The 24555-nt window shown below is 74.3% G+C and carries 25 protein-coding genes and 1 pseudogene; 12 read left to right on the forward strand and 14 right to left on the reverse strand.

Going from position 1 to position 24555, the window contains the following annotated elements; genetic code table 11:
• Positions 1-2: 2 nt before the first annotated feature.
• On the reverse strand, positions 3-539 hold the full coding sequence (locus E3Z34_RS16715) for a hypothetical protein (protein ID WP_238695249.1): 537 nt from the start codon (positions 537-539) through the stop codon (positions 3-5).
• A gap of 112 nt (positions 540-651) precedes the next feature.
• Here E3Z34_RS16715 and E3Z34_RS18345 point away from each other — a divergent pair, with 112 nt between their 5' ends.
• Genes E3Z34_RS18345 through E3Z34_RS16725 form a run of 3 tightly spaced genes read left to right on the forward strand, consistent with a single transcriptional unit; the run spans position 652 to position 2130 of the window.
• Positions 652-921: a hypothetical protein gene (locus E3Z34_RS18345; protein WP_202976981.1), complete on the forward strand. Its 270-nt coding sequence runs from the start codon at positions 652-654 to the stop codon at positions 919-921.
• A complete protein-coding gene (locus E3Z34_RS16720; protein ID WP_202976982.1) occupies positions 921-1805 on the forward strand; it encodes a MalY/PatB family protein in 885 nt (294 codons plus the stop codon). Before E3Z34_RS18345 ends, E3Z34_RS16720 begins: the two co-directional genes overlap by 1 nt.
• Before the next feature lie 43 nt (positions 1806-1848).
• Positions 1849-2130 carry a ribosomal protein L7/L12 gene (locus tag E3Z34_RS16725; protein ID WP_134774519.1) on the forward strand — a complete coding sequence of 94 codons (282 nt, stop codon included), beginning with the start codon at positions 1849-1851 and terminating at the stop codon, positions 2128-2130.
• A 113-nt stretch (positions 2131-2243) separates the two neighbouring features.
• Here the strand turns inward: E3Z34_RS16725 and E3Z34_RS16730 are convergent, their stop codons facing one another.
• Positions 2244-3275 carry a hypothetical protein gene (locus E3Z34_RS16730; RefSeq protein ID WP_134774520.1) on the reverse strand — a complete coding sequence of 344 codons (1032 nt, stop codon included), beginning with the start codon at positions 3273-3275 and terminating at the stop codon, positions 2244-2246.
• A 54-nt stretch (positions 3276-3329) separates the two neighbouring features.
• Between E3Z34_RS16730 and E3Z34_RS16735 the strand changes: the two genes are divergently transcribed.
• Positions 3330-4364, forward strand: coding sequence for a saccharopine dehydrogenase (locus E3Z34_RS16735; protein WP_134774521.1), 1035 nt, complete (start codon positions 3330-3332; stop codon positions 4362-4364).
• Here the strand turns inward: E3Z34_RS16735 and E3Z34_RS16740 are convergent.
• Together E3Z34_RS16740 and E3Z34_RS16745 are read right to left on the reverse strand one after the other, a co-directional pair.
• Positions 4361-5596 carry an acyl-CoA dehydrogenase family protein gene (locus tag E3Z34_RS16740; protein WP_238695250.1) on the reverse strand — a complete coding sequence of 412 codons (1236 nt, stop codon included), beginning with the start codon at positions 5594-5596 and terminating at the stop codon, positions 4361-4363. The genes E3Z34_RS16735 and E3Z34_RS16740 overlap by 4 nt on opposite strands.
• Positions 5597-5639: 43 nt before the next feature.
• Positions 5640-6437, reverse strand: a complete 798-nt coding sequence (locus tag E3Z34_RS16745) for a PIG-L deacetylase family protein (protein ID WP_134774522.1) — start codon at positions 6435-6437, stop codon at positions 5640-5642.
• A 53-nt stretch (positions 6438-6490) separates the two neighbouring features.
• Between E3Z34_RS16745 and E3Z34_RS16750 the strand changes: the two genes are divergently transcribed.
• The gene (locus tag E3Z34_RS16750) at positions 6491-7063 is read left to right on the forward strand and encodes a hypothetical protein (RefSeq protein ID WP_134774523.1); all 573 of its coding nucleotides are present in this window, start codon (positions 6491-6493) and stop codon (positions 7061-7063) included.
• Positions 7064-7068: 5 nt separating this feature from the next.
• On the opposite strand, the gene E3Z34_RS16755 is transcribed toward E3Z34_RS16750, so the two are convergent.
• The gene (locus tag E3Z34_RS16755) at positions 7069-8823 is read right to left on the reverse strand and encodes an AMP-binding protein (protein ID WP_134774524.1); all 1755 of its coding nucleotides are present in this window, start codon (positions 8821-8823) and stop codon (positions 7069-7071) included.
• Between the two features lie 48 nt (positions 8824-8871).
• Between E3Z34_RS16755 and E3Z34_RS16760 the strand changes: the two genes are divergently transcribed.
• Complete coding sequence (locus tag E3Z34_RS16760) at positions 8872-9756, forward strand: phosphotransferase (RefSeq protein ID WP_238695251.1); 885 nt, start codon at positions 8872-8874, stop codon at positions 9754-9756.
• On the opposite strand, the gene E3Z34_RS16765 is transcribed toward E3Z34_RS16760, so the two are convergent.
• Positions 9753-11528: a peptidoglycan bridge formation glycyltransferase FemA/FemB family protein gene (locus E3Z34_RS16765; RefSeq protein WP_134774525.1), complete on the reverse strand. Its 1776-nt coding sequence runs from the start codon at positions 11526-11528 to the stop codon at positions 9753-9755. The two genes, E3Z34_RS16760 and E3Z34_RS16765, sit on opposite strands and share 4 nt — an antisense overlap.
• Before the next feature lie 141 nt (positions 11529-11669).
• On the opposite strand from E3Z34_RS16765, the gene E3Z34_RS16770 reads away from it, so the two are divergent.
• Positions 11670-13397, forward strand: coding sequence for a D-glucuronyl C5-epimerase family protein (locus E3Z34_RS16770; protein ID WP_158288722.1), 1728 nt, complete (start codon positions 11670-11672; stop codon positions 13395-13397).
• Between the two features lie 34 nt (positions 13398-13431).
• Here E3Z34_RS16770 and E3Z34_RS16775 read toward each other — a convergent pair whose 3' ends face one another.
• Together E3Z34_RS16775 and E3Z34_RS16780 are read right to left on the reverse strand one after the other, a co-directional pair.
• Positions 13432-14100, reverse strand: a complete 669-nt coding sequence (locus E3Z34_RS16775) for an FMN reductase (protein ID WP_134774527.1) — start codon at positions 14098-14100, stop codon at positions 13432-13434.
• Positions 14097-15224, reverse strand: coding sequence for an LLM class flavin-dependent oxidoreductase (locus E3Z34_RS16780; RefSeq protein WP_134774528.1), 1128 nt, complete (start codon positions 15222-15224; stop codon positions 14097-14099). The genes E3Z34_RS16775 and E3Z34_RS16780 overlap by 4 nt, the downstream gene beginning before the upstream one ends.
• Positions 15225-15314: 90 nt before the next feature.
• Here E3Z34_RS16780 and E3Z34_RS16785 point away from each other — a divergent pair, with 90 nt between their 5' ends.
• Positions 15315-16055, forward strand: coding sequence for a CPBP family intramembrane glutamic endopeptidase (locus tag E3Z34_RS16785; RefSeq protein ID WP_134774529.1), 741 nt, complete (start codon positions 15315-15317; stop codon positions 16053-16055).
• Positions 16056-16058: 3 nt separating this feature from the next.
• Here E3Z34_RS16785 and E3Z34_RS16790 read toward each other — a convergent pair whose 3' ends face one another.
• Complete coding sequence (locus E3Z34_RS16790) at positions 16059-16469, reverse strand: ankyrin repeat domain-containing protein (protein WP_194092467.1); 411 nt, start codon at positions 16467-16469, stop codon at positions 16059-16061.
• 656 nt (positions 16470-17125) lie between these two features.
• On the opposite strand from E3Z34_RS16790, the gene E3Z34_RS16795 reads away from it, so the two are divergent.
• Both E3Z34_RS16795 and E3Z34_RS16800 read left to right on the forward strand, forming a co-directional pair.
• Positions 17126-17956 (forward strand): HEAT repeat domain-containing protein, encoded by an 831-nt coding sequence (locus E3Z34_RS16795; RefSeq protein WP_134774962.1) that lies wholly within the window; start codon positions 17126-17128, stop codon positions 17954-17956.
• Positions 17957-17996: 40 nt separating this feature from the next.
• Complete coding sequence (locus E3Z34_RS16800; RefSeq protein WP_134774530.1) at positions 17997-19208, forward strand: AAA family ATPase; 1212 nt, start codon at positions 17997-17999, stop codon at positions 19206-19208.
• A gap of 40 nt (positions 19209-19248) precedes the next feature.
• Here E3Z34_RS16800 and E3Z34_RS19290 read toward each other — a convergent pair whose 3' ends face one another.
• The 5 genes and pseudogenes from E3Z34_RS19290 to E3Z34_RS16815 all read right to left on the reverse strand — a co-directional run bounded on the left by E3Z34_RS19290 (position 19249) and on the right by E3Z34_RS16815 (position 22110).
• Entirely contained in the window at positions 19249-19776 is a 528-nt protein-coding gene (locus E3Z34_RS19290; protein ID WP_238695543.1) for a hypothetical protein, read from the reverse strand.
• A pseudogene (locus E3Z34_RS16805) lies at positions 19700-20929 on the reverse strand (bifunctional 3'-5' exonuclease/DNA polymerase); the annotation flags it as partial. The gene E3Z34_RS19290 and the pseudogene E3Z34_RS16805, both read right to left, overlap by 77 nt.
• Positions 20930-20931: 2 nt before the next feature.
• Positions 20932-21531: an SGNH/GDSL hydrolase family protein gene (locus tag E3Z34_RS16810; RefSeq protein WP_338043816.1), complete on the reverse strand. Its 600-nt coding sequence runs from the start codon at positions 21529-21531 to the stop codon at positions 20932-20934.
• Positions 21510-21767: an SGNH/GDSL hydrolase family protein gene (locus tag E3Z34_RS19985; protein ID WP_338043749.1), complete on the reverse strand. Its 258-nt coding sequence runs from the start codon at positions 21765-21767 to the stop codon at positions 21510-21512. Before E3Z34_RS19985 ends, E3Z34_RS16810 begins: the two co-directional genes overlap by 22 nt.
• A 67-nt stretch (positions 21768-21834) precedes the next feature.
• Positions 21835-22110 carry an HU family DNA-binding protein gene (locus tag E3Z34_RS16815; RefSeq protein ID WP_134774531.1) on the reverse strand — a complete coding sequence of 92 codons (276 nt, stop codon included), beginning with the start codon at positions 22108-22110 and terminating at the stop codon, positions 21835-21837.
• 115 nt (positions 22111-22225) lie between these two features.
• Here E3Z34_RS16815 and E3Z34_RS16820 point away from each other — a divergent pair, with 115 nt between their 5' ends.
• Positions 22226-23203 (forward strand): aminotransferase class I/II-fold pyridoxal phosphate-dependent enzyme, encoded by a 978-nt coding sequence (locus E3Z34_RS16820; protein WP_134774532.1) that lies wholly within the window; start codon positions 22226-22228, stop codon positions 23201-23203.
• 279 nt (positions 23204-23482) lie between these two features.
• Positions 23483-24520: an ABC transporter substrate-binding protein gene (locus E3Z34_RS16825; RefSeq protein ID WP_134774533.1), complete on the forward strand. Its 1038-nt coding sequence runs from the start codon at positions 23483-23485 to the stop codon at positions 24518-24520.
• The last annotated feature ends 35 nt before the right edge of the window (positions 24521-24555 follow it).

The raw sequence follows: 24555 nt of genomic DNA on the forward strand, positions 1-24555 counted from the left end.
GCTCACCCGACGATCGTCGTGACGACCTCGGTGAGCGAGGGACGCCGCGGGGTCGAGGAGAAGCCGAACCGGGCGGGCGGGTCGACCGGGGTCAGCGTGCCCAGGTCGACGCCGTCCAGCCGGGCCGTCACCGCGGTGACGGCCCGCACGTCGGTCGCCCCGTAGAACTCCCTGCGCCCCTGCCCCGCGCTGCCGCGGGTCCGCACGCCCCGCAGGACCACGCGGGCGACCGGGTCGGTGACCGCGGACAGCAGCGGGCTGGCGGCCACCCCCCGGGGTATGCCGTGCAGCAGCCACCCGAGCGCGGTGCGCCGGCCGAGGGTCGCCGTCAGGGTCAGCGACGGGGTGCGGACCTCGACCCGTCCGGTGCGCACCCGCACCTCGACGGGCTCGATCGTCGTCGCGTCGAAGGAGTACGTGCCGCTCACGAACCCGGCCACCTCCGGCGAGGGCGCCAGCAGGACCCGGTGACCGTCGGCCCGCTCCAGCATGACGTCGGCGAACGAGCCCAGCGGCGAGGTGTCCCAGACGCCAACCACAGGCGCACCCCGCTCGTGGTGCCGACCCCCAGGATCCGGCCGGTGAAGGTCCAGGTGCGTGACGTCATACCCCCATCCTTGCGACCCGTCCCGACCCTGGCAGGCTGGGGCGATGGGAGCACCCTTCGACCTGACCCTGGAGGAGATGCGGGAGCACCGCAGCGCCAAGTGGAGCCGGGTGGCACCGGACGTGCTGCCGGCGTGGACCGCGGAGATGGACGTGCGGACGGCACCGACGATCGCCGCGGCGCTGCGCACCGCCGTGGACCGCTCCGACCTCGGCTACGCGGGGGCCCGCGGCCGGTCGTGGAGGCCTTCGCCGGGTTCGCGCGGGACACCTGGGGGTGGGACCCGCTGGCCGACCGCGGCAGCGTCCGGGTGATGGCCGACGTGGGGGTCGGCGTGCAGGAGGTGCTGCGGGCGGTCACCTCCCCCGGCGACCGGGTGCTGCTCACCCCGCCCGTCTACCTCAGCTTCTACCCCTGGCTGCACGAGCTGGGCCTGGAGCCGGACGACGTGCCGATGCTCGAGCAGGACACGGGCGGGCGGCTGGACCTGGAGGGGATCGAGCGCTCGCTCGCCGACGGCACGCGCGTGGTGCTGCTGTGCTCGCCGCACAACCCGCTCGGCCTGGTCCTCCCACGGGACGACCTGGCGGCGGTCGCCGAGCTGGCGCAGGAGCACGGGGCGCTGGTGGTCTCCGACGAGATCCACGCCCCGTTGGTGCACCCGGGCAGCGACCGGCCGTTCGTGCCCTTCCTGTCGGTGTCCGACGCGTCGCGCGAGGTGGGGGTCGCGCTGCAGTCGCCGTCGAAGGCCTGGAACCTCGCGGGGCTGAAGCTGGCCGTCGCCGCGGTGGCCGACCGGGCCCGGTGGCCCGCGGGGATGCCCGGTGGTCTGGACTGGGGCGCGGGGATCCTCGGGCAGTACGCCGCGGTCGCGGCCTGGACCGACGGGCGTGGGTGGCTGCAGACGGTGCGGCGCGAGATCGAGGAGCGGGCCGCCCAGCTGGAGAGGCTCCTGGCCGAGCACCTTCCGGGAGTGCGCTACCACCGGCCCTCGGCGGGATACCTGGCCTGGCTGGACTGCCGGGCGCTGGGGCTGGGCGACGACCCGTCGGCGGCCTTCCTGGAGCGTGGCCGGGTCCTGCTCTCACCGGGCCCGGCCTTCGGGCCCGGAGGGTCGGGGTTCGCCCGGCTCAACATCGGCACCTCCCCGGAGCTGATGGCCGAGGCGGTGCGGCGGATGGCCCTCGCGGTGGCCTGAGGCGGGCCGTGGTGCGAGCCCACCGGCCCGGTAGGTTCGTGCCATGTTCGAACGAGCTCAGCGGTTGCAGCAACGAGTCGACCATCTCACCCACGAGGTGCGCGCTCTCCAGGACCTGACCTCCCGGTTGGCGGACCGGGCCGGCGTCGACGCGGCCGAGCTGGAGCGGATGAGGGCCGACAGCCGCCCGGGGATCACCCCGGAGGTGCGCGACCTGGTGGCGAGGGGTCAGCACATCGCGGCGATCAAGGCCTACCGGCAGCAGACCGGTGCCGGGCTCAAGGAGGCCAAGGACGCGGTCGAGGCCTACGCCGCGGGGAGGTAGCGTCAGAGCGCCCAGACCCCAGACCCCAGACCCCAGACAAGACTGTGCACCCGATGTGCCGCTGCCACCCTGGTCTGGGGTGCGCGCCCTTGTCTGGGAGGCGGGCTGGACCATCACGCGCAGGGGATGGCGCCCAGCCGGGCCAGGCCCTCCAGGTCGCCGGGCCCGAAGGAGGTGACGCCGACATTGGTGGGGGCCATCAGCTCGCCCGGGTCGTCGACGTGGTCGAGCCCCAGGACGTGGGCGAGCTCGTGGTCGAGCAGCGCCGCCTGCTGCTCCGGCAACAGGTCGACGTCGACGTCCAGCACCACCCGGCCACCGGCCGCCCACACCCCCGAGGGGCCGGAGAGCGTCAGCGCGCCCCCCAGGCCCGCGACCGGCCCCGCGAGCTCGGGCACCTCCTCGGCATCCGCCCAGCTGACCAGCACCGGGGCCCCGACCTCCCGGGCGCGGTCCGCCCACCGCTCGGTGGTCTCCCCGACGAGGACCAGCTGCAGGCCCGAGGCCGCGGTCAGCCGGAGAAGGGAACCGGCCACCAGCTCCACGTAGCCGTCCGGGGCGCGGTCGGGGTTCACCTCCACCTCCACGACCTCGCAGGGGGAGAAGCCGACGGGCAGGTCCGTGCCCGGCTGCCTCGCCACGAAGGCGTGCGACCCGGTGTCCCGCACCTGCACCGGCGGTAGGACGCGGTCCCCGGAGGCCGGTGCCCAGCCCGAGGGCGCGGGCACCCGGGCGAGGTCCACGATCCGGTCCGTCAGGCCTGCCCCGGGACCGTCCGGCGCGGTCCGGTCGGGAGCGGTCGTGCCGAGGACCGACCTCCCGGCCGCGACGGCCTGCCCCACCCCCTCGCGGACCCGCTCCGGGTGCTCGAGGGCGAGGACGCCGCCCCCCACCAGGGCCAGCACCATGACCACCGCCGGCCAGCGTCGTCGGCGCCGACGGGCGGGCCGGGCCACGGGCACCGGCCGGAAGGCCCCGACGGGAGGGGCGCCCTCCGGAGAGTGGTAGCGCCACGGGACGGTGTCGCGGGCGGAGGGGTGGCCGGGCGGTGCCCCGCCCAAGCCGTAGCGCCGGTCCCACTCGTCCAGCTCGGCGAGCCGACGCTCCATCTCGCGCACCCTGCGCCTGCGCCCCATGCCCGCCATGTCCCCATTGTGCCGGGCGCACGACCTGCGGGCCGGACCTCATACCCTTGCCCCATGAACCGTCCCCACCTGTGGATCCGCGCCGAGGCCCGTCCGACCGAGCAACGGGTCCCCATCGTGCCCGCCGACGCCCGGCGCCTCATCGACGACGGCTTCACGGTCACCGTCGAGGAGTCCCCCACCCGGATCGTGCCGCTGGAGGACTACGTGGAGGTGGGTTGCTCGGTCGCGCCCTTCGGGTCCTGGGTGGACGCTCCCGAGGGCGCGGTGGTCGTGGGCATCAAGGAACTGCCCGAGGACCCGTCCGACCTGCGCCACACGCACGTCTTCTTCGCCCACGCCTACAAGGGGCAGGAGGGCGCCGAGGAGGTGCTCGAGCGGTTCCGTCGCGGGGGCGGGGAGCTGCTCGACGTCGAGTACCTCACCGTCGACGGCAAGCGGGTGGTGGCCTTCGGCTTCTGGGCCGGCTACGTGGGGGCCGCCCTGTCGGTCCTGCGCCACCGCGGCCTGCTCGAGGGTGGCGTCGGCCCCATGACCCGCGACGACCTCGACGAGCGGCTGCGGGCGAGCACCCCGGCCGAGCCGGAGCGGGCCCTGGTCATCGGGTCGCGAGGGCGCTCCGGGACCGGCGCCGTGGAGGCTCTCGCGGTGGCCGGCTGCACCCTGACCCGGTGGGACCGGGCCGACACCGTGGCCCTCGACAAGCCGGCCCTGCTCGACCACGACATCCTGGTCAACTGCGTCGTCAGCCTCGGGCCCGGGGACGCCTTCGTCACCGCCGGGGACGTCGAGCGGCCCCGGCGGCTGCGCGTCGTCGGCGACGTCACCTGCGACGTCACCTCACCGGCGAACAAGCTGCCGGTGAACACCGCGATCACCACCTGGGACGAGCCCGCCCGACGCTTCGGCGGCGACGAGCACCCGCTGGACGTCATCGCCATCGACAACCTGCCCTCGCTCCTGCCGCTGGAGGCCTCGCGGACCTTCAGCGCCGAGCTGACGCCGTTGCTGCCCGACCTGGCTGACCGCTCCGGCCCGTGGGCGGCCAGCCTGGAGTGGTTCCGCCGTCACGTGCACGACGCCTCCTAGGTGAAGGCGCTCAGGCCGGTGACCACGCGACCCACGAGCAGGGACTGCACGGTCCGGCTGCCCTCGTAGGTGTAGACCGCCTCCAGGTCGGCGAAGTGCCGCCCGACGTGGTGGTCGAGCAGGATCCCGTTGCCCCCCAGCAGGTCCCGGGCGACGGCGACGACCTCCCGGGCGGCCGTGGTGGTGTGCAGCTTGGCCATGGCCGCCTGCTCGATGGTGCACCGCCCACGCTCCTGCAGCTGCGCCATGCGGGTGCACATCAGCTGCATCGAGGTGATGAGGGTGACCATGCGGGCCAGTCCGTCCTGGACGAGCTGGGTGCGCGCGAGCGGACGGCCGAACTGCTCGCGCCGCAGCGTGTAGGTCAGGGCTCCCTCGTAGGCGGCCACGGCGTGGCCGAGGGCCTCCCAGGCCACCCCCTGCCGGGAGCGCAGCAGCACCCGGTTGGTGTCCGCGAAGGTGCGGGCCTGCGCCAGGCGGTTGTCCGCAGGCACCCTGACGTGGTCCAGGGTGATGTGGGTCTGCCACACCGCGCGGTTGCTCATCTTGCCGGGGATGACCCGGGCGTCGTAGCCCGGCGCCTGCTGGGGGTCATCGATGACGAAGCCGCCCACGTCGCCCTGCTCGTCCCGGGCCCACACGACCACCAGGTCGGCGACCGAGCCGTTGCCGATCCACCGCTTGGCGCCGTCGAGCACCCAGGCGTCGCCGTCCCGCCGGGCCGTCGTCTCCAGGCTGACCACGTCCGACCCGTGGGTCGGCTCGGTGAGGGCCACAGCCCCCAGCAGCTCCACCGACGCCATGCCCGGGAGCCAGCGCTCCTTCTGCTCGGCGGAGCCCAGCTCGTGCACCGAGGTCATGGCCAGGCCGGAGTGGACCGCGTTGAGGGTCGCGACCGAGCCGTCACCCCGAGCCAGCTCGGCGCACATCATGCCCTCCGCCAGGGGCGAGACGCCCGCGCACCCGTAGCCCTGGATCGCCGCCCCCGCGACCCGGGTGGCGGCATACCCCGGGATCACCTCGGTGGGGAAACGGGCCTCCTCCCACCAGCGCGCCGCGTGCGGCACCACCTCCTCGTCGCACCAGCGGCGGACCCCGTCACGCAGCTCCCGCTCCGCCCCGGTCAGCAGGTCGTCCAGCCCCAGGAAGTCGGTGCCGCGGGCGCGACCGAGGTCGCTGCCGTCGGGCTCCTCCCGCGCGGACCCTGGCATCGGTGGGGGTTGCTCGCTCATGCCTCGAGGGTATGCGGCCCCGCCGGGCCCGGCAGGGTGGGACTCAGAACGGCAGGCCGGAGGTCAGACCAGCGGGGCGGCCCGGCTCGCGGTACCACTCGTCACCGAAGACGAGGGCGTACTGCTCCTCGGGCATGCCGAGCATCCAGCCCACGTCCTCCTGCGAGGCGTGGCTGGCCAGGGCCTCCCGCTTGACCGCCAGCACGGGCCGGACGTCGACGTGCCAGTGCAGCTCGGCCTCCGGCGAGCCGATCGGGTTGCCGTCGTCGGCGGGCTGGTCGGGGTCCCAGTCCTCACCGCCCTCACCGGCCACCCCGGCCTCCCGGGCCGCGTGGTAGAGCCGGCGCAGGAGGTCACGGTTCATCGACGCCTCCAGGACGCGGGGCTGCCGCCTCGCGTCCGCGGCGGCGCGGTGCACCACGGCGTGCACCTTGACGTGGTCGGGGTGGCCGTAGCCGCCGTGCCAGTCGTAGCCCGTGACGACGTCCGCGTCCTCCTCGTCGAGGATCGCGGCCAGCCGGGAGGCCGCCTCCCGCGGGTCGGCGGAGTGGAAGGAGCGGTCGGCGGCGTTCTGCTCCCAGCCCGTCATGCCGGAGTCGGCATACCCCAACCAGGCGACGCGCGCGGTGCCGAGCACCGCGGCCGACGCCTCGGCCTCAGCGCGGCGACGGTCCACCACCGTCTCGCCGTCGGCCAGGTCGGACGGGACGGTGCCGTGGTCGCCGTCGGTGGCGTAGACGCAGACCACGCGGTGGCCGGCGTCGGCCGCCAGCCGCATGGTCCCGGCTGTCTGCGACGCCTCGTCGTCAGGATGGGCGTGGACGAAGACGATGGTGCTCACGAGGAACCATTGTGACCGTTGTGCCCCGGGTCGGGCGGTGGCACGCTGGAGCCATGGGCATCGCGGACGTGTTCACCCGACGCAGCGACGGCCGGTCCGAACCGGCGACACCCGTGCCACCGCCCACCCGGCCCTCCCTGCGGGACCAGCTGGCGACCCTCGCCCGGCTCGGGCTGGAGCCGGTGGGCACCACGGTGCAGGAGATCGTCGAGGACCGGGAGGTGCTGGCCTGGGCGCGCCAGCACCCCTACGTCGCACCGCTGCACGCCCTCGCCCGTGGGGAGGACGGCGAACTCACCTCCCACCCCCGGGTCACCACCGTGGACCTGGAGCACGTGGTCGGCCCGGGCTCCTACCCCGACCTGGTGCGCAAGCTGGCCGCGACCGCCGGCACCACCGGGCTCCTCGGGGACGTCAGCGGGTCCGTGGACCGGGCCCGGGGTCGGTGGGTCCTCCGCTTCACGGTCGGCGGTCTGACGAGGGAGATCCACCCGCTGCTGGACGGGACGCGCGCCGACGCCGACGTGCTCACCGAGATCTTCCAGACGGTCACCGTCGCCTACGTGCCCAGCCGGCACCGTGCGGAGCTGCAGCGCGTCCTGGACCGCTGGGCCTCGCTGGCCTGAGCGCCCTAGCCCCGGAGCTCGGGGAAGTCGGTGTCCCGGAACTCCTGGGCGACCGCCCCCACCGTGCCCGGGCGGGCCGCCTCCGCCGCCAGCTCCTCCTCCCGGGCCCGCAGCTCGACCCGCCGGATCTTGCCGGAGATGGTCTTGGGCAGCTCGTAGAACTCCAGGCGTCGCACCCGCAGGTAGGGAGCCAGGTGCTCCCGGGCGTGCCGCAGGATCGACAGGGCGGTCTCCCGCGTCGGCTCGTGCCCGGGCGCGAGCGCGACGTAGGCCTTCGGCACGGCGAGCCGCACCTCGTCCGGGGCCGGCACGACGGCTGCCTCGGCGACGGCGGGGTGCTCGATGAGCACCGACTCCAGCTCGAAGGGGCTCACCTTGTAGTCGCTGGCCTTGAAGACGTCGTCGGTGCGGCCGACGTAGGTGATCGTGCCCCCCGCGTCCCGCTCCGCCACGTCCCCCGTGTGATAGAGACCGCCCGCCATCGCCTCGGCGTTGCGCTCCTCGTCGCCCTGGTAGCCGGTCATCAGGGCCACCGGTGACTGCGCGAGGTCGAGACAGATCTCCCCCTCGCCCGGGCCCTGCACGACCTCCCCGGTGGACACGTCGACGAGCACCACCGGCATGCCCGGCAGCGGCTTGCCCATCGAGCCGGGCCGCACCGGGTCGCCCGGGCAGTTCCCGACCTGGGCCGTGGTCTCGGTCTGCCCGTAGCCGTCGCGCAGGGTCAGGCCCCAGTGGGTGCGGACCTGGGAGATGACCTCGGGGTTCAGCGGCTCGCCGGCGCCGATGATCTCGCGCAGCGCGCCCGGGCCGCCGGAGAGGTCGGCGTTGATGAGCATCCGCCACACCGTCGGCGGCGCGCAGAAGCTGGTGACGCGGTAGGACCGCAGCACCCTGAGCAGCCCGGCGGCGTCGAAGCGCCCGTAGTTGTAGACCATCACCGTGGCCTCGGCGATCCACGGGGCGAAGAAGAGCGACCAGGCGTGCTTGGCCCAGCCGGGGCTGGAGATGTTGAGGTGGACGTCCCCCGGCCGGACCCCCAGCCAGAACATCGTCGACAGGTGCCCGACCGGGTAGCTCACGTGCGTGTGCTCCACCAGCTTGGGGCGGCTCGTGGTGCCCGAGGTGAAATAGAGCAGCATCCGGTCCTGCGAGGCGTTGCCCGGGTGCGGGACGGGGTCGGCCGGGGACGCGTACGCCGTGCGCAGGTCGGTCCATCCCGGCACCTCCCCCACGCTGACCCGGGCGTAGTCGCCGGGGACCTCCTCGAACTTCGCCGTGTCGGCCGGGTTGGCGATGACCATCCGGGCCTCGCCCCGCTCCACTCGGTCCCGCAGGTCCGCCGGGCCGACGGCCGTCGTGGTCGGCATGATCACGGCGCCGAGCTTGATGATCGCCAGCATCGTGTCCCACAGCTCGACCTGGTTGCCGAGCATGACGATCACGCTGTCACCCCGGGAGATCCCCTCGCGGGCGAGCAGGTGCGCGACCTGGTCGGACCGGGTGGCCACCTCGTCGAAGGTAAGCGTCTGGTCGCTGCCGTCCTCCTCCACCACGACGAGCGCGGGCCGGGGGTTGCCCCGGGCGATGACGTCGAACCAGTCGACCGCCCAGTTGAACGACGGCCCGACGTCGGGGTAGCGGAACTGCTCCCGGGCGAGGTCCGGCCGGCCGTGCCAGCCGAGCAGCTGGTCCCTGGCCGTCCGGTAGGCCTCGGTGGCGCGGCCGGCGTCGGGCTGGGGTGCGGACGGCGTCGTCATACCCCCATACCTACACCCTGGGGGCCGGACACGGCATACCGTGTCCGGGTGAGGACCCAGGACCGACCCGACCCGACCCTGGACGAGGTCGGCCTCACCCGGGCGCAGCTGGACCGGCTGCGCCGGTGGCTGCCCGGGGCCGTGCTGCTGGCCGAGCACTCCTGGGGACTGACGGACACCGTGGTCCTCCACCTGCGGCACGCCGGCCGGGAGCTGACGGTCAAGGCCTTCGGGCCGACCAACCACCACTTCGAGCGTGAGCTGGCGGCGCACCAGGAGCTCACCGGTCCCCTGCTGACCGAGGAACGGGTGCCGCGGCTGGTGCACGCCGACGCCGAGGACCGGATCCTGGTGACGACCTGGCTCCCCGGGCGGCTGGTCCAGGGGGACCCCGCGGAGGATGCGCCGGACACCTACCGGCAGGCCGGTCGGCTGCTGCGGCGCTGGCACGACGGCCAGGGTCCGGGGCGACCGGACCCGACCTGGCTTCCCGCCACCCGCGACCGGACGCTGCGCTGGCTGGACGGGCCCCACCGCATCCCGGCGGACCTGGCCGATGCCGTCCGGGACCGGGAGTGGCCGCAGGGGGCGGTGACGCTGGTGCCGACCCACGGGGACTACCAGCCCCGCAACTGGGTGGTCGACGGGGGGCGGGTGAGCGTCATCGACCTCGGGCGTGCCGCCTGGCGTCCTGCGGGCACCGACCTGGCGCGCCTGCACGCCCGGCAGTGGCGCGGACGCCCGGACCTGGAGGCGGCCTTCCTCGAGGGCTACGGCGCCGACCCCCGCCCTTCCTGGTGGGCGACGCTGCTGCTGGCCGAGGCGGTCGGGACCGCGGCCTGGGCCCACCAGGTGGGTGACGAGCGGTTCGAGGCCGAGGGACTCGCGACGCTGCGGGAGCTGCTCGAGGAGGAGGTCCCGCCGGAGGCCTAGAAGAACGTCGCCGCGGTGGCGTCGCGCGAGGTCAGGCGGGCCGCGACGCGGTGACCGATCCGCTCCCAGAGGGCGTAGCGGACCGGTCGGAGGGGCAGGTCGAAGGCGCCGACCCAGTCAGTGACCTCCTTGGAGAAACCGCGCTTGAACTCCCCGACCCCGTGCAACGGGTCCTCGGGGTCGTCCACCCTGCTCGAGTGCGGGGTGCCGCACAGGTCGTAGGTCGTGGCGCCCCGCTCCTGCGCCCAGCGCATCGCCTCGTACTGCAGCAGCTGCGCCGAGCCCCGGACCGGGCGGCCCCGCACGCTCGCTCCCTCCCGGTAGTTGGCGACCGTGCCCACGACGACGACGAAGGCCCCGGCGATGTCCCGGCCCTCGTGCCGGGCGAAGAAGAGCTGGCCCGAGCCGGCCTCGCAGAAGTCGCGCCAGAGGGCCACGTGGTAGTCGCGGCTGCGGGTGAAGACGCCCTGGTCGGCCACGACCTGCTCCCACAGGTCCCACATCCGGGCGTAGCTCGCCTCGTCCGCCGGGGCGGCCTCGATCTCCACCCCCTCCTTGGCGCCCTTGCGGATGGTGTTGCGGGTGCGGGAGGGCAGGCGGGCCAGCAGCTCCTCCGCGGTGCCGGAGATGTCGAGCAGGACCGTGGAGACGTTGTTCTGGATGCGTCCGGCGTGGCGCAGGCCGAGGTCGGCGAGGGCGGCCAGCGTCCCGGGGCTCTCGGGCAGCTCCGGCTCGACCTTGAGCAGGAAGGCCCCGGCCCGGCGGGCCTCCGCCGCCAGCTGGGGCAGCAGGCCCGCCAGCTCGTCCACGTCCGCGACGACCGGGCCCTTGGGGACGTACCACACCAGCCCGAGCCCGGGCGCCCTCTTCTCGTGCACCGTGACGGGCACATCGTAAACCTCGAAGAACCGTGGCCGCCACCCCGTTCGAGCCTTGGCGCGCCCCATCTCGGCGGTCTGGAACATGTTGGGCCGCACGGTGGTGGCGATGCGGGCGTTCCACTCCGGGGCCGACGGGTGCACCTCGACAAGGGTCATGGGCACCGATCGTAGGTCAGTCGCAGGCGGCCCGCTCCAGGCGCGGATGCCCTCCAGGTCGCCCTCACCCAGACCGGACTGGCCGACGTGCTCCGCCGCCATCAGCTGGGACGCGTCGTCGGTGTGCCCCAGGCCCAGCACGTGGAGCAGCTCGTGGACGAGGACGACCTCCTCGTCGATGCGCGCCCGAACCAGCCGCCGCGCGGCAGGTCGGTGTCCAGGACGACGGTGCCGCCCACCGCCCGGCCCGAGCCTCCCGGACCGGTGAGGTATGACGCAACCGCCCAGGCCGGCGGTCGGGCCGGCCAGCTGGGGCACCTCGTCCTCGTCGGCCCACCCGAGCAGGACCGGGCCGCGCTGCCGGTCGAAGAAGTTCCGGTCCTCGCTCTCCCCGACGACCAGGAAGGTGAAGGACGATGCGGCGTTGACCGTCCCGAGCGCACCGGCGACCAGCTCCTCATACCCCTGCGGTGCGCCCTCGGGGTTGACGACCAGCTCGATGTCGGCGCCGCACCCCCAGGTGACCGGGGCGCCCCGGTCCGTCGTCGCCATGAAGGTGTAACCCTCCCCGCCGGAGCCCGCCACGCCGTCGAGCCCGTCGTGGGTGAGCACCGTGCGGCGCACGTCGTCGAGGTCGAGGATCGGGGAGAGCCAGACGGTCCCGGACAGGACGAGGGCCACCACGACCAGGAGCGACAGGAGGCTGGTGCACCCGGACCCGCGCCGCTCAGCCATGCGACCAGTGTGACCGAGGTGACCGACGCCTCACCCGCCGACCCTTGCGGCAGGTGGGCGGGCGGTGCGAGGCTGCGGGCATCGCCGTCCCCCGGTGCCGGGGGCAGGGGTCCGCGGCGCCGGAGTGAGGGACGGTGGGACGTGCGCGCACGGGGTCTGGGGAAGCAGCTCGGGGTCGGGGCGCTGCTCCTCGTCCTGCTCGCGGGGCCGGCGGTCGCGGCCCCCTCGGGTGAGGAGGCGGCCCGGGACACGGGCACCGTCTCCCTGCGGACGGCTCCCGCCACCGACGCCGAGGCTGACCTGCAGGGGGTGGAGGGTCTGACCGGTGGCGTCGCCGAGCTCGGCCCGGCCGTCGTCGAGCAGGTCCCGGCCCGGCTCTACCCGGACCCGGCCGCCGCTCCCGGGGCCGACGCGGGCGACCCCGTCACCGACTCGACCACACCACGGCCGATCGACGTCCCGCGCCAGCCGATCGGTCGCTTCGAGGAGTCGACGCGCCAACCGCAGCCGATCGCGGCGGGGTTCCAGCCCTACCAGAGCGGCAAGGTCAACCCCGTCCCCTTCGGCCGGGTCGACACCACGGGGGTGCGCGTCTTCAAGGCCGACTGGGACGGCAAGGTCTACGACCACCCCATCGCCCAGGCGCAGTACGCCCTCAACACCCTCGAGTCCTACCGCCTCACCGGCGACCCGGTCTACCTCGACGTGGCGGTGAGGAACGCCCAGCGGATCATCGACCGGCGGCACGTCGTCGACGGGGCGTGGTACTTCCCCTACGACTTCACCTTCGACCTGCACCGCAACGGGCGGGGTGTGCTCACCCCGCCGTGGGCCTCGGGGATGGCCTCGGGCCAGGCGCTGTCGACGTTCGTCCGGCTCCACGAGGTCACCGGTCAGCAGAAGTGGCGCGACGCGGCGGACGCGACCTTCGCGGCCTTCCTGCAGGCCCCTGACGGCCGGGGGTACTTCAGCTCCTGGGTGGACGCCCAGGGCCTGCTCTGGCTGGAGGAGTACTCCCGCTACCCGGTGACCGACAGCGAGCGCGTGCTCAACGGCCACATGTGGTCGATGTACGGCATCTGGGACTACTGGATGATGAACGACTACGCCCAGGCCGATGCGGAGCGGCTGTGGCGCGGCGCCCTCTACACCGTCGAGCGGACGGGCATGTCGATCTTCCGCAACCGGAACTGGTACAGCCTCTACTCGGCCTGGCAGCGGTACCTGGCGCACACCTACCACGTCCACCACCAGCAGCAGTTCCTCATGCTCTACCGGATGTCCCACGACTCCGTGTGGATCTCCCGGGCGGGGGTCTATCGCGAGGACCACCGGACCCCCAACAACACCACCGGCTTCGCCGTCATCTCCCCGCGCACGACCGTGGCCTACCGGTTGGACGACTCGGCCCAGCACCCGAAGGACCGCACCATGCGGGTCCTGGAGACCCGGTCGCTGTCGATCACCCGCACGACCGGCGCGGCCTACGACCGCCGCGGCCGGATGCCGGACGGCGGGCCGCACGTCCTGCGGCTCAGCGCGGGCTACCTCCAGGGCTGGTGGGTGGTGGAGGACCACCGCAAGGCCTGGTCCAAGACCATGGTGGACATCCACTCCTACCTGCCCGACGCCAAGCTCTACGTCGACGCCCCGACGCGGCTGGCGATCTACCGCTTCGACACCGCCGGCAACAACGTCGAGGGCAAGCTGGTGACGCTGCAGCCGGGGACCTTCTACGGCACCCACCGCTCGGCGACGGTCGAGGGCCGTCCATCCTGGCTGCTGCGCGGCGGTGCCTACGACGGCTGGGTGCTCCCGCAGCAGGCCACGGTCAAGGTGCACCGCAACCCCGGGTGGCGGGTGGGCTGACGCGTCGTCGGCCGCCGGGCGCCAGGGGCCGGGCTCACTGACCGAGGCGGCCCAGCAGCATCTCGAAGTCCGGAACCTCCTCGGGCAGGTCGTTGCCCGAGCGTCGGCGCGGGGACGTCAGGTCCTCGGCGCCGGGCGTGAACCCCGCCACCGCGCCCGACTCGCTCACCATGAGCGCGGCCAGCTCGGACCCCGCCCGCGCGATCCTGCGACCCAGGGCGTCCGCGCCCTCGCCGCCGAAGTCGGAGGTGGCGGCGAAGACCCCGGTGGGGACGACCACCGCCCGCAGGTAGCCGAACAGCGGTCGCAGCGCGTGGTCGAGCACCAGCTGATGGCGCTCGGTGCCCGCGGTGGCCGCGACGAGGACGGGCATGCCGCCCAGCGCCTCGGGGTCCAGCGCGTCCACGAACATCTTGAACAGGCCCGAGTAGCTGGCCGTGAACACGGGGGTCACCGCCACCAGCCCGTCGGCGGACGACACGAGGTCGCGCGCGCGGACCAGGGCGGGGGTCGGCATACCTCCCGTGGTCATCATGGTCGCGAGGTCGTGGGCGAGCTCGCGCACCTCGACCACCTCCACCTCCAGCGCCTCCCCGCGGGCCGTCACCTGGGCGGAGACGGCGTCGGCGATGCGGTCGGCGAGCAGACGGGTGGAGCTGGGCTGGGACAGGCCGGCGGAGAGGACGACCAGGCGGCGGCTCACGCGCTGACCTCCTGCCGGCGGGCCGGGGCAACGAGGTGGTGCGGCGCGTCGGGCCCCGCAGCGACCAGGGATCGGTGCGTGGGCGGGTCGCTGGGGACGTGCGCCGGGCGGCGGGCCTCGAACTCGCGGCGCAGCACGGGCACGACGTCGCGACCGAGGATCTCGATCTGCTCGAGCACCATCTCCAGCGGCTGGCCGGCGTGGTCGACGAGGAAGAGCTGGCGCTGGTAGTCGCCCACGGCGTCGGCGAATCCTAGGGTGCGCTCGATGACCATCTCGGGCGTCCCGACCGTCAGCGGCGTCGCGCTGGTGAACTGCTCCAGGCTCGGCCCGTGCCCGTAGACCGGAGCGTTGTCGAAGTAGGGCCGGAAGACCCTCTTGGCCTCCGCCTCGGTGGCGGCCATGTAGACCTGGCCACCGAGCCCCACGATCGCCTGGTCGGCGGAGCCGTGGCCGTAGTGCTCGAAGCGGCGCCGGTAGAGGCGCACCATCTGGGCGGTGTGCTCCATGTTCCAGAAGATGTTGTTGTGGAAGAAGCCGTCCCCGTAGTAGGCGGCCTGCTCGGCGATCTCGGTGGACCGGATCGACCCGTGCCACACGAAGGGCGGGGTGCCGTCCAGCGGTCGGGGCGTGGAGGTGAATCCCTGCAGGGGAGTACGGAACTTGCCCTGCCAGTCCACGACCTCCTCGCGCCACAGGCGGCGGAGCAGGTGGTAGTTCTCGATCGCCATCGGGATGCCCTGGCGGATGTCCTTGCCGAACCACGGGTAGACCGGGCCGGTGTTGCCGCGGCCCATCATGAGGTCGTTGCGACCCTTGGAGACGTGCTGGAGGAAGGCGTAGTCCTCGGCGATGCGGACCGGGTCGGTCGTCGTGATGAGCGTGGTCGCGGTGGACAGGATCAGCCGCTCCGTCTGCGCGGCGATGAAGGCCAGGTGGGTCGTGGGCGAGGACACCGTGAACGGCGGGTTGTGGTGCTGGCCGGTGGCGAAGACGTCGAGACCCACCTCCTCGGCCTTGAGCGCGATAGCGGTGATGGCGTCGATGCGCTCGCCGTCGGACGGGGTGCGGCCCGTCATCGGGTCCGTGGTCACGTCACCGACGCTGAAGATGCCGAACTGCATGGCTCCTGGCCTTCCGAAAGTAGTTGATTCGTCACTCAGTGTAACGGGTTGTGCGCACCGGCTATTCCGCGGCTGACGTACCGTCGTGCCATGACCTCGCTGGAGCACCGCCCCGCCCCGCGCGGCCCCGAGCGCGACCGACGGCCGACGTTCGAGCGTCCTGTCACGGGCACCGACCTGCTCCTGACCCTGGCCTCCTTCCTGGTCACCACCGCGCTGACCGCGCTGCTCCTCCTCGGCCTCGTCGTGGCGGGGGCACCCCTGGACACGGCGATCGTGCTGGCGCTGACGACCGGGGTCGTCCTCTGGCTGGGAGGGATCGCCTGGGCCCTGCGGCGTCGCGGCTGGACCTGGGACGACCTGGGCCTGGGGCCCGTGGGGGAGCGCACCTCCCGGGCGATGCTCTGGCAGGTGCCGCTGGCCTGGCTCACCACCATCGTCCTCACGGCCGTCGTCGGTGCGCTGCTCCTGGACCCGTCGGAGAGCAACGCCGTCGCCTCGACGCAGGCGGCGCTCAACCTCGGCCCCGCGGCCCTGGTCGGCCTGGCGGTGGCGGTGGTCGGGATCGGCCCCTTCGTCGAGGAGATCATCTTCCGGCGGGTCCTGCTGGGCTGGCTCGAGGCCCGCACCGGCGTCCTGCTCGCGCTCGTGGGTCAGGCCGTGCTCTTCGCGGTGCTCCACGTCCTCCCGCAGGCGATGGTGCTCACCTTCTTCCTGGGCCTGGCGACCGGGATCCTCGCCCGCCGGCACCGCTCGCTGTGGCCCGCGGTGGCGCTGCACGCCACGAACAACGCCGTCGCGCTGCTGGCGGTGGCGACGACGCTGCGCTGAGCCTCAGGGCAGGAGGTCGCCCCGGCCGAACAGCTGCGCCGTCTCCCGCGCGGTCGGCCGGCCGGCGTCGGGGTCTGCCCCGTGCTCGAGCAGGACGGCCACCACCTCGCCCTCGCCCTTGAAGACCGCGCCGGCGAGCGGGGACTGACCCCGGTCGTTGAGCCGGTCGACGTCCGCACCCCGCTCGGCCAGGGCCCGGACCGTGGACGCGTGGCCGTGGTAGGCCCCGAGCATGAGCAGGGTGTTGCCCTGGGGGTCCGTGAGGTCGACGGGAGCCCCGGCGTCGACGTAGGCGGCGAGGCGGTCGGTGTCCCCCGCGCGGGCGAGGTCGAAGAGGGCGTGGGCCAGCTCGACGGCCTGGTCGACGGTGCCCTCGGCGGCCTCCCCGACCGCCTCCGGCGGCTCGGGCCGCACGTGGGCGAGGATGCGCTCCACGGTCCGCACGGTGAGGGCTGCGTCGTGCTCGGGGAGGTCGGGCTCGGTGAACAGGTGCCCGTCACCCGGGCTCACCACGTCCTCGAAACGGGCGCCGGAATCCCTCACGGCCGCACCGAACGGGCCGACCAGGGCCTCGTCGACCCACTCGTCCCCGGCCAGCCGGTGCAGCTGCACGTCGACCCCCGGCCACTCCTCGCGCAGCGGGTCCAGGCCGCCCACGAGGACGGCCAGGCGCACCCCGGGCCGGGCCAGGCGCTGGACGAAGGAGGCTCCGAGCGAGAAGCCGACGAGCACCGCCCCGTCCACGTCCAGGTCGCGGACCCGGGCGAAGAGCTGGCGGTAGCCGACCTCGTCCCGGTGCGCGACCCCCTGGGCCACCCCGGGGAAGGTCCGCCCCTCGTAGTAGTCGGGGACGGACACCTCGCACCCCTGCGCCCGCAGGAGGTCGGCGAACTCCCGGACCCCGCGGGTGAGCCCGAGGGCGGAGTGCAGGACGATCACGCGGCACGGGTCGGCGGGCACGAGGATCATGCTAGCGGCCAGGCTTGACCCTCCCCCGGCGTCAGGGATGAGGCTGGTCGCCCCGGGTGTTCCCCGCCATCGACACCACCCAGCCCAGGAGGAGCCTGACCGTGACGACCGAGACGCCGCTGCAGGAGGCCCTGCGCGCCGCCCTGTCCCCCGACCACCAGGTGCGCCAGCGCGGCGCCCTGCGCCTCGGCTCCCTCGCCGACCGGAGCGTGGCCGGCGACCTCGTGGCCCTCCTGGTCTCCGAGCCGGACGCCTTCGTCCGCGAGACGCTGACCTGGGCGGTCGTCGCGCAGGCCCCGGCGACCGTCCCGCACCTGCTCGCGGCCCTGGCGGGGGAGGACCCGTCCCGGGCCCACGTCCTGCACGCGCTGAGCAAGATCCAGGACCCGGCCGCCGTGGAGCACGTGCTCCCGCTCGCCGACGACCCCCACCCGGCCGTGGCCCCCAAGGCGTGGTGGGTGCTGGGCCGCACCGGCCACGACGACTCGGCGGCCGCCCTCGTGGCCCACCTCGGTCGGCACGAGGACGACGAGCGCCGGCTCGGCCTCATCCGCGCCCTGGAGCAGCTCGGCGCCCCGGCGGTGCCCGGTCTCGCCGCCGCGCTGTCCGCCGAGGACCCGCGTGTGCGCCGCCACGCGCTGGAGGCGCTCGTCGCCGTGGGGGAGGCCGCGCAGGGCGCCCTCCCCGAGCTGGTCGCCGTCGCGGAGGGCCCGGACCGCGACCTCGCGATGCTGGCGCTGGAGGCGCTGGCTCCCCTCGACGCCCCCGAGGTCGACGACGTCCTCACCCGGATGCGGGAGGGCGGGAGCCGGTGGCTGGCGACGGTGGCGGACTGGCTGATCTCCGACCGGGCCTCCCGCCGATCGGCCCCCAGAGCGACCCGGACGCGGCGACCCGGAGGCGACCCCGGCGCGGCGACCCAGGAGAGGTGACCCGAAGGGCTGTGGGTGGGCGACCCTAGGGTTCTGGGTCATGTACTCCACCGTCGCCGTCAGCGGCTACCGCTCGTTGCGCGACGTGGTGCTGCCGCTGGGCCGTCTCACCGTGGTCACCGGCCCGAACGGCTCGGGCAAGAGCAGCGTCTACCGCGCGCTGCGGCTGCTCGCGGCGTGCGGCCGCGGCGAGGTGGTCGGTGCCCTCGCGCGTGAGGGCGGGCTGGAGTCGGCGCTGTGGGCGGGCCCGGAGTCGCTGGACCAGGCCCGCCGGGGGTATGCCGTGGAGGGCACGACGCGCAAGGAGCGCGTCGCCGTCCGGCTCGGGGTGGGCGGGGCGAGCGGTGAGCTGTCCTACCTGGTGGACCTCGGCATTCCCGTCCAGTCCGGGCACACCGTCTTCAACCGCGACCCGGAGGTCAAGCGCGAGTCGGTGTGGACCGGCCCGGTGATGCGGCCGGCCACCCTCGCGGCACGGCGCAGGCACGCCTCCGTCGAGGTCCGGGACGAGCAGGGGGGCTGGGCCCCGGTGCCGGTCCGGGTGCCGCCCTGGGCGAGCGCCCTCACCGAGGTGGTCGACCCGCTGGCCGCCCCGGAGCTGTGGGCCGTCCGGGAGGCGTTGCGGTCGTGGCGCTTCTACGACGGCTTCCGGGTCGACGCCGGGTCGCCGAGCCGCCGGGCGCAGGTCGGCACCCGCACCTGGGCCCTGGCCGAGGACGGCTCGGACCTGGGGGCGGCGCTGCAGACCATCTCCGAGGACGCGCCGGGCGCCCTCGACGAGGCGGTGGCGGACGCCTTCGACGGCGCCCGGCTGTCGGTGGCCGTGACCGACGGGCTGTTCGACGTCGAGCTGCACCAGCCCGGGATGCTCCGGCCGCTGCGCTCGGCCGAGCTGTCCGACGGCACCCTGCGCTACCTGTTGTGGCTGGCCGCGCTCCTCACCCCCGTGCCGCCCCGGCTCATGGCCCTCAACGAGCCCGAGACCAGCCTGCACCCCTCGCTCGTCGCGCCGCTGGCCCGCGCGGTGGCCCGGGCCTCGACCCGGAGCCAGGTCGTCGTCGTCACCCACTCCGCGGCGCTGGTGCAGGCCCTCACCGAGGCCGTCGGCGGGGACGACCCGCGCGAGGTCGAGGCCGGGCCCGGCGAGGTCGTGCCGATGCGCCTGGTGGAGCTGACCAAGGACCTCGGGGAGACGGTCGTCGTCGGGCAGGGGATGCTCACGACCCCGCCGTGGGAGTGGGGCCGACGCTGAGACGTGCATCCGAGCCTGGCACCCAAGGCCCCGGGTCGGCTCAACCGGCCTGGTCGTAGGACCCGACGACGGCCACGTCGAGCGGGAAGTCCACGGGGAAGTCGCCGAAGAGCAGCCGCCCCGCCGCGCGCGCCGCCTCCCGGACCGCCTCCCCGACGTCGTCGGCGTGCTCGGCGGGGGTGTGCACCATCACCTCGTCGTGCAGGAAGTAGACGAGCTCCGGCCACGGCCGCGGCTCCTCCTCGAAGGTCTCGGCGAGGATCCGCCTCAGGTGGCCCATCCAGCACAGGGCCCACTCGGCCGCGGTGCCCTGCACCACGAAGTTGCGGGTGAAGCGCCCCCAGTCCCGCGCCGCCTGCCGGGCCCGTCGCTCGGCCCCCGCCCCCGCCCGCGGCTCCTGGGCGGCCCGCTGGACCTGGCGCCAGGCCGGTGGGGGCAGCGGGGAGGTGCGCCCCCAGCCAGGTCCGCACCCGCTCCCCGCGCTCCCCCGCCCGGGCGGCGGCGTCGACCAGGCCGATGGCCCCCGGGTAGGCCGCGCGCAGCCGTGGCAGGAGAGCGCCCGCCTCACCGGTCGTCGCCCCGTACATCGCCCCCAGCATGGCCACCTTGGCGTGCGCCCGGGTGTCCACCACGCCCGCGTCCACCAGCGCCTGGTAGAGGTCGCCAGCCGAGCCGGCCGCGGCCATCGCCTCGTCCCCGGCCATGGCCGCGAGCACCCGCGGCTCGAGCTGGGCGGCGTCCGCCACCACGAGCCGCCACCCCGGGTCGGCCCGCACCGCGCCCCGGATCTGCCGGGGCAGCTGCAGGGCCCCTCCGCCGCGGCTGGCCCACCGACCGGTCACCACCGCACCGGCCACCCAGTCCGGGCGGAACCTGTCCTCGCGCACCCAGGCCTGCAGCCAGGCCCAGCCGTTCGCGCTGTGCAGACGGCTGAGCTCCCGGTAGCGCAGCAACGGCTCGCGCACCGGGTGCTCCAGCCGCTGCAGCTCCCACTTCCGCGTGCTGGCCACCTCCAGCCCCGCACCGCGCAGGGCGGCGACCAGCTCGGTCTGGGAGTCGGGGTTGAGCCGCGGGGCGTGCAGCGCGGCACGGACCTCCTCGCACAGGGCGGCCAGCCGGGCCGGGCGGCCTCCGTGCGGGTCCGGCTCGCCCAGCAGCTCGGCGAGCCGCGCCCGGTGCACCTCGGTGCTGAACGGCACCCCCGCCTGGTTGAGCTCCTGCGCGACGAGCGCCCCCACGGACTCGGCGTGGCACAGCAGCCGCAGACCCGGGTCGGCCACCTCGGCCAGGCACTCCTGCTGGGCCAGGTGCTCGGTGACGCACTCCTGCAGGCCGGGCCCCTGCGTCGGCAGGGCGAAGAGGGTCGCCCCGGGCTCGGGCGCCAGGGGATCGGCTCCCCGGGCCGTCGGGGGACCGGTGTCCCAGCGGTCCTCGCCGGCGCGGGCGTAGGCGGTGCCGGCCGCCGCCGCGGCGCGGCGCAGCAGGACCCGCACCAGTCGCAGGTCGACCGCCGCGCGGACCCGGACGCCGCCGCGCAGCAGCTCGGCATACACCTGGGCGGAGTCGGCCCAGACCCAGCGGACGCCCGGCCCCTCCCGGGCCGCGACCCAGGCGGGGAGGTCGGCGAGGGGCACCTGCTCCCGCTCCCCCGGGGCGCCGTCGCGGACCGTGGCGACGTGCGCCACCTCGCCGGCGATCGCCAGCACCAGGTCCACGGGCACGCCTAGGGCGCCTGCTCCCGCGACGGGGGCGGGGTGACCGGGAGCACGTCGGGCCGCTTGGCCCCCCGGCCGTCGCCGGAGCTCTCGCCGCGCAGACGGCGGCGGATCCAGGGCCGCAGGTGCAGAGCCACCCACTGCCGGTCCGCCCGCACCGACTCGAAGCGCCCCAGCGGCGGCGCGGGCTCCAGCGGCTCCGCCCAGTCCCGCACCTCGAAGGGCAGACCAAGCGTCCACAGGGCCTGCGCCGCGACCCGGGCGTGGCCCTCGGAGGACAGGTGGATCCGGTCCTCGCCCCACATCCGGGGGTCGCGCAGCGAGCGCAGGGTGTAGATGTCGACGACGAAGGCGCCCGTCCGCTGCCCCACGGCCCACAGCTCGGCGGTGTACTCCACCATCCGGGGGTGGATCCGGTTGACCAGCGAGGCCCACTCGACGTTCGGGGCGGTGAAGAGCATCACGTCGGCGCCGGTGGCGTGGATCTGCTCCACCGCGTCCTCGAGGCGGTCCATGACGCTGCGCAGGGAGACGCGCGGCCGGAGCACGTCGTTGCCGCCGGCGGAGAGGCTGACCAGGTCAGGGGTCAGCGCCAGGGCCGCCGGCAGTGCTCGGCGAGGATGGCGTCGATGAGCCGGCCCCGGACGGCGAGGTTGGCGTAGCCGAAGGGCAGCCCCTCCGCGGCGTTGCGCTCGGCCAGCGCGACCGCGACCCGGTCCGCCCAGCCGACGTACTCCCCCTCCCGGTCCGGGTCCGGGTCGACCATGCCCTCGGTGAAGGAGTCGCCCAGCGCCACGAACCGCTCCCAGTGGCGGGGGCGGGCGGGCTCGGGCAGGACGGGCACGGACCCAGGGTATGACGCGCCCCGCCCGTCACGGGGACGGGCGGGGCGGTCAGGTCGTGCGCCGGTGTCAGCCGGAGACGCGCTCCTTCAGCTTGGAACCGGCCTTGAACGCCGGGGCCTTGCTCGCGGCGATCTGCAGCTCGGCGCCGGTCTGCGGGTTGCGGCCGGTGCGGGCCGCGCGCTCGCGGACCTCGAAGGTGCCGAAGCCGGGGAACGAGACCTTGTTGCCGTTGGCCAGCTCGGCGCCGATGGCGTCGAGGACGGCACTGACGACCTTGTCGGCAGCAGCCTGAGTCATGCCTGCCTCACGGGCGACAGCCTCGACAATGACCTTCTTGCTCATGGGTACAGCCCTTTCATCGTGCTGATGGGTCGGTTCACCGTAGGCAGACGCCGTGCGTCTTGGCCACCAGGGGGCCCCGGCGCGTCGCGGAAAAAGCGACCGTAGAGTGTTTTCCGTGCCCCCGTCCGACCTTTTCGTTCCCCAGGTGGCGTCCCCCGAGGTGCCCCCGGCCGGCACCCACGGAGGGGACGGACCGGCGGTGGAGGCGGCCCTGGGTCTGGCCCCCGGAAGCCTGCTGGACCTCTCGCAGAACATGAACCCGGTCGCCCCTCCCGTCGCCCCGGTGGTCTCGCGGCACCTGTCGGCGCTGGGGCACTACCCCGACGACCGCGAGGCGAGGCGCGTCCTGGCCGAGGCACTCGGCGTCGACCCTGGCAGGGTCCTCCTGACAAACGGGGGCAGCGAGGCGATCCACCTCGTCACCACCGTGCTCGGTGGGCGGGTGCGCGAGGAGCCGGAGTTCGGGCTGCATCCCCGCGGCAGTGAGGGCCCGGTATGGCGTACCGACCCGCACTCCCCTACGGGCCGGCTTGCCGATCCAGAGGAGCGGGCCGACGTCTGGGACGAGGCGTTCTACGCCCTGGCGACCGGCAGGTGGACGGCGCTCGGGACGCCGGCCCGCGACCGGGTGGTGGTGGTGGGTTCGCTGACCAAGACCTTCTCCTGCCCGGGGCTGCGCCTGGGCTACGTCGTGGTGCCGGAACGCCCGGTCGTCGCCCCGGACGGTACCTCGCTGGACCCCGAGGACCTGCGGGCACGCCTGCTCCAGGCCCAGCCGCACTGGCCGGTCTCCGCCCTGGCGCTGGCCGCACTGCCGGATCTGCTGGCTGAGGCGGACCTCCCCGGCTGGTCGGCCCGGATCAGGCAGCTGCGGCGGGAACTCGTGAGCATCCTGGAGGGCGTCGGGCTGCAGGTGCAGACGGCGGACGCCCCGTGGGTGCTGCTGCACGAGCCGGGCCTGCGCGAGCGGCTCGCCCCCCGGGGGGTGCTGGTCCGGGACTGCGCCAGTTTCGGTCTCCCCGGCGTCGCCCGGATGGCGGTCCCCGACTCACCGGGGCTGGACCGGGTCGCCACCGCTCTCGCACGGGCCTGAGCTTGCGCTGGGTCCCGTCCCGGCTGGTCACCCCTGGGTCACGGGCGACCGGGGAGGGGTAGGATAGCGCCGTCGTGCAGACGAAGTCCGGTGCAAACCCGGCACTGTCCCGCAACGGTGGAGTCCCCTGACCAGGCCAGGTCACGGTGGACCGAGTCCGGTCGAACTGCCCGATGATCCGCAACCACTCGCCCTCGAGGACATAGGGCCGGTTCGGACGGCGGACCGGTGCTAGGTCCTGTCGCTCGAGACCAGCTGCCTCGACCGACAGGAGACACGATGAGCACACCTGCCCCCTTCACCCGTTCCCGCGCCGTCGCCGCGGCGCTGGCCCTGAGCCTGGCTCTTGCCGCCTGCGGTGGTGACGGCAACGACAGCGACGCCCCCACGACGGACGCCACCACCGAGGATACGGCGGCTGCGGACACGGCAGCAGACACCGCTGCAGACACGGCGGAGAACACGGCCAGGGGAGACGAGGCTGCGGCCGGCGACTTCCCGGTCACCGTCGACGCCGAGAACGGCGAGGTGACGATCGAGTCCCGCCCCGAGCGGATCATCTCCCTCTCCCCGTCCGCCACCGAGATCCTCTTCGCCATCGGCGCCGGGGACCAGGTCATCGCCGTCGACCCGTTCTCGACCTACCCCGAGGACGCCCCGGTGACCGACCTGTCCGGGTACGACCCGAACGTGGAGGCTATCGTCGGCTACGACCCCGACCTGGTGGTCATCGCCAACGACTCCAACGACCTGGTCGCCTCGCTCGAGGCCCTGGACATCCCGGTCATGGCCAACTCGGCCCCCGCCGACATCGAGGGCGGCTACGACGCCGTCGCCGCGCTCGGCATGGCCACCGGCCAGATCGACGGTGCCGCCAGGGTCGTGGAGCAGATGCGCACCGAGATGGAGGAGGCCTTCGCCGCCGCGCCGGAGGACCAGGAGATCCGGGTCTACCACGAGCTGGACGACACCTTCTTCTCCGCGAGCAGCAACAGCTTCATCGGCTCGGTCTACGAGCAGATGGGTGCGGTGAACATCGCCGACGAGGCGGATGCGGACGGCACCGGCTACCCCCAGCTGACCGAGGAGGCCGTCGTCGAGGCCGACCCGGAGCTCATCGTCATCACCGACCAGGTGACCTACACCGCCGAGGACGTCGCGAACCGTCCCGGCTGGTCGGAGATCTCGGCCGTCAAGAACGGCAACATCGTGGTGGTCGACGCCGACATCGCCTCCCGCTGGGGCCCCCGCCTGCCCCAGCTGGTGGAGACCGTCGCCGAGGCGATGAACTCGGTGTCCGTGCCGGCCGGCCGCTGACCGGGCCCGGCTGCCGGCCCCGGCGGACCGCATAC

Source organism: Ornithinimicrobium flavum, from assembly GCF_004526345.1.
In the GTDB taxonomy this organism is placed as follows: Bacteria; Actinomycetota; Actinomycetes; order Actinomycetales; family Dermatophilaceae; genus Ornithinicoccus; species Ornithinicoccus flavus.

Excerpts from the sequence above, each read along its gene's own strand:
- E3Z34_RS18345 (WP_202976981.1), top strand. The coding sequence starts at position 652 with ATGGGAGCACCCTTCGACCTGACCCTGGAGGAGATGCGGGAGCACCGC.
- E3Z34_RS16720 (WP_202976982.1), top strand. The coding sequence starts at position 921 with ATGGCCGACGTGGGGGTCGGCGTGCAGGAGGTGCTGCGGGCGGTCACC.
- E3Z34_RS16725 (WP_134774519.1), top strand. The coding sequence starts at position 1,849 with ATGTTCGAACGAGCTCAGCGGTTGCAGCAACGAGTCGACCATCTCACC.
- E3Z34_RS16730 (WP_134774520.1), bottom strand. The coding sequence starts at position 3,275 with ATGGCGGGCATGGGGCGCAGGCGCAGGGTGCGCGAGATGGAGCGTCGG.
- E3Z34_RS16735 (WP_134774521.1), top strand. The coding sequence starts at position 3,330 with ATGAACCGTCCCCACCTGTGGATCCGCGCCGAGGCCCGTCCGACCGAG.
- E3Z34_RS16740 (WP_238695250.1), bottom strand. The coding sequence starts at position 5,596 with ATGAGCGAGCAACCCCCACCGATGCCAGGGTCCGCGCGGGAGGAGCCC.
- E3Z34_RS16750 (WP_134774523.1), top strand. The coding sequence starts at position 6,491 with ATGGGCATCGCGGACGTGTTCACCCGACGCAGCGACGGCCGGTCCGAA.
- E3Z34_RS16755 (WP_134774524.1), bottom strand. The coding sequence starts at position 8,823 with ATGACGACGCCGTCCGCACCCCAGCCCGACGCCGGCCGCGCCACCGAG.
- E3Z34_RS16765 (WP_134774525.1), bottom strand. The coding sequence starts at position 11,528 with ATGGCTGAGCGGCGCGGGTCCGGGTGCACCAGCCTCCTGTCGCTCCTG.
- E3Z34_RS16780 (WP_134774528.1), bottom strand. The coding sequence starts at position 15,224 with ATGCAGTTCGGCATCTTCAGCGTCGGTGACGTGACCACGGACCCGATG.
- E3Z34_RS16785 (WP_134774529.1), top strand. The coding sequence starts at position 15,315 with ATGACCTCGCTGGAGCACCGCCCCGCCCCGCGCGGCCCCGAGCGCGAC.
- E3Z34_RS16800 (WP_134774530.1), top strand. The coding sequence starts at position 17,997 with ATGTACTCCACCGTCGCCGTCAGCGGCTACCGCTCGTTGCGCGACGTG.
- E3Z34_RS16815 (WP_134774531.1), bottom strand. The coding sequence starts at position 22,110 with ATGAGCAAGAAGGTCATTGTCGAGGCTGTCGCCCGTGAGGCAGGCATG.
- E3Z34_RS16825 (WP_134774533.1), top strand. The coding sequence starts at position 23,483 with ATGAGCACACCTGCCCCCTTCACCCGTTCCCGCGCCGTCGCCGCGGCG.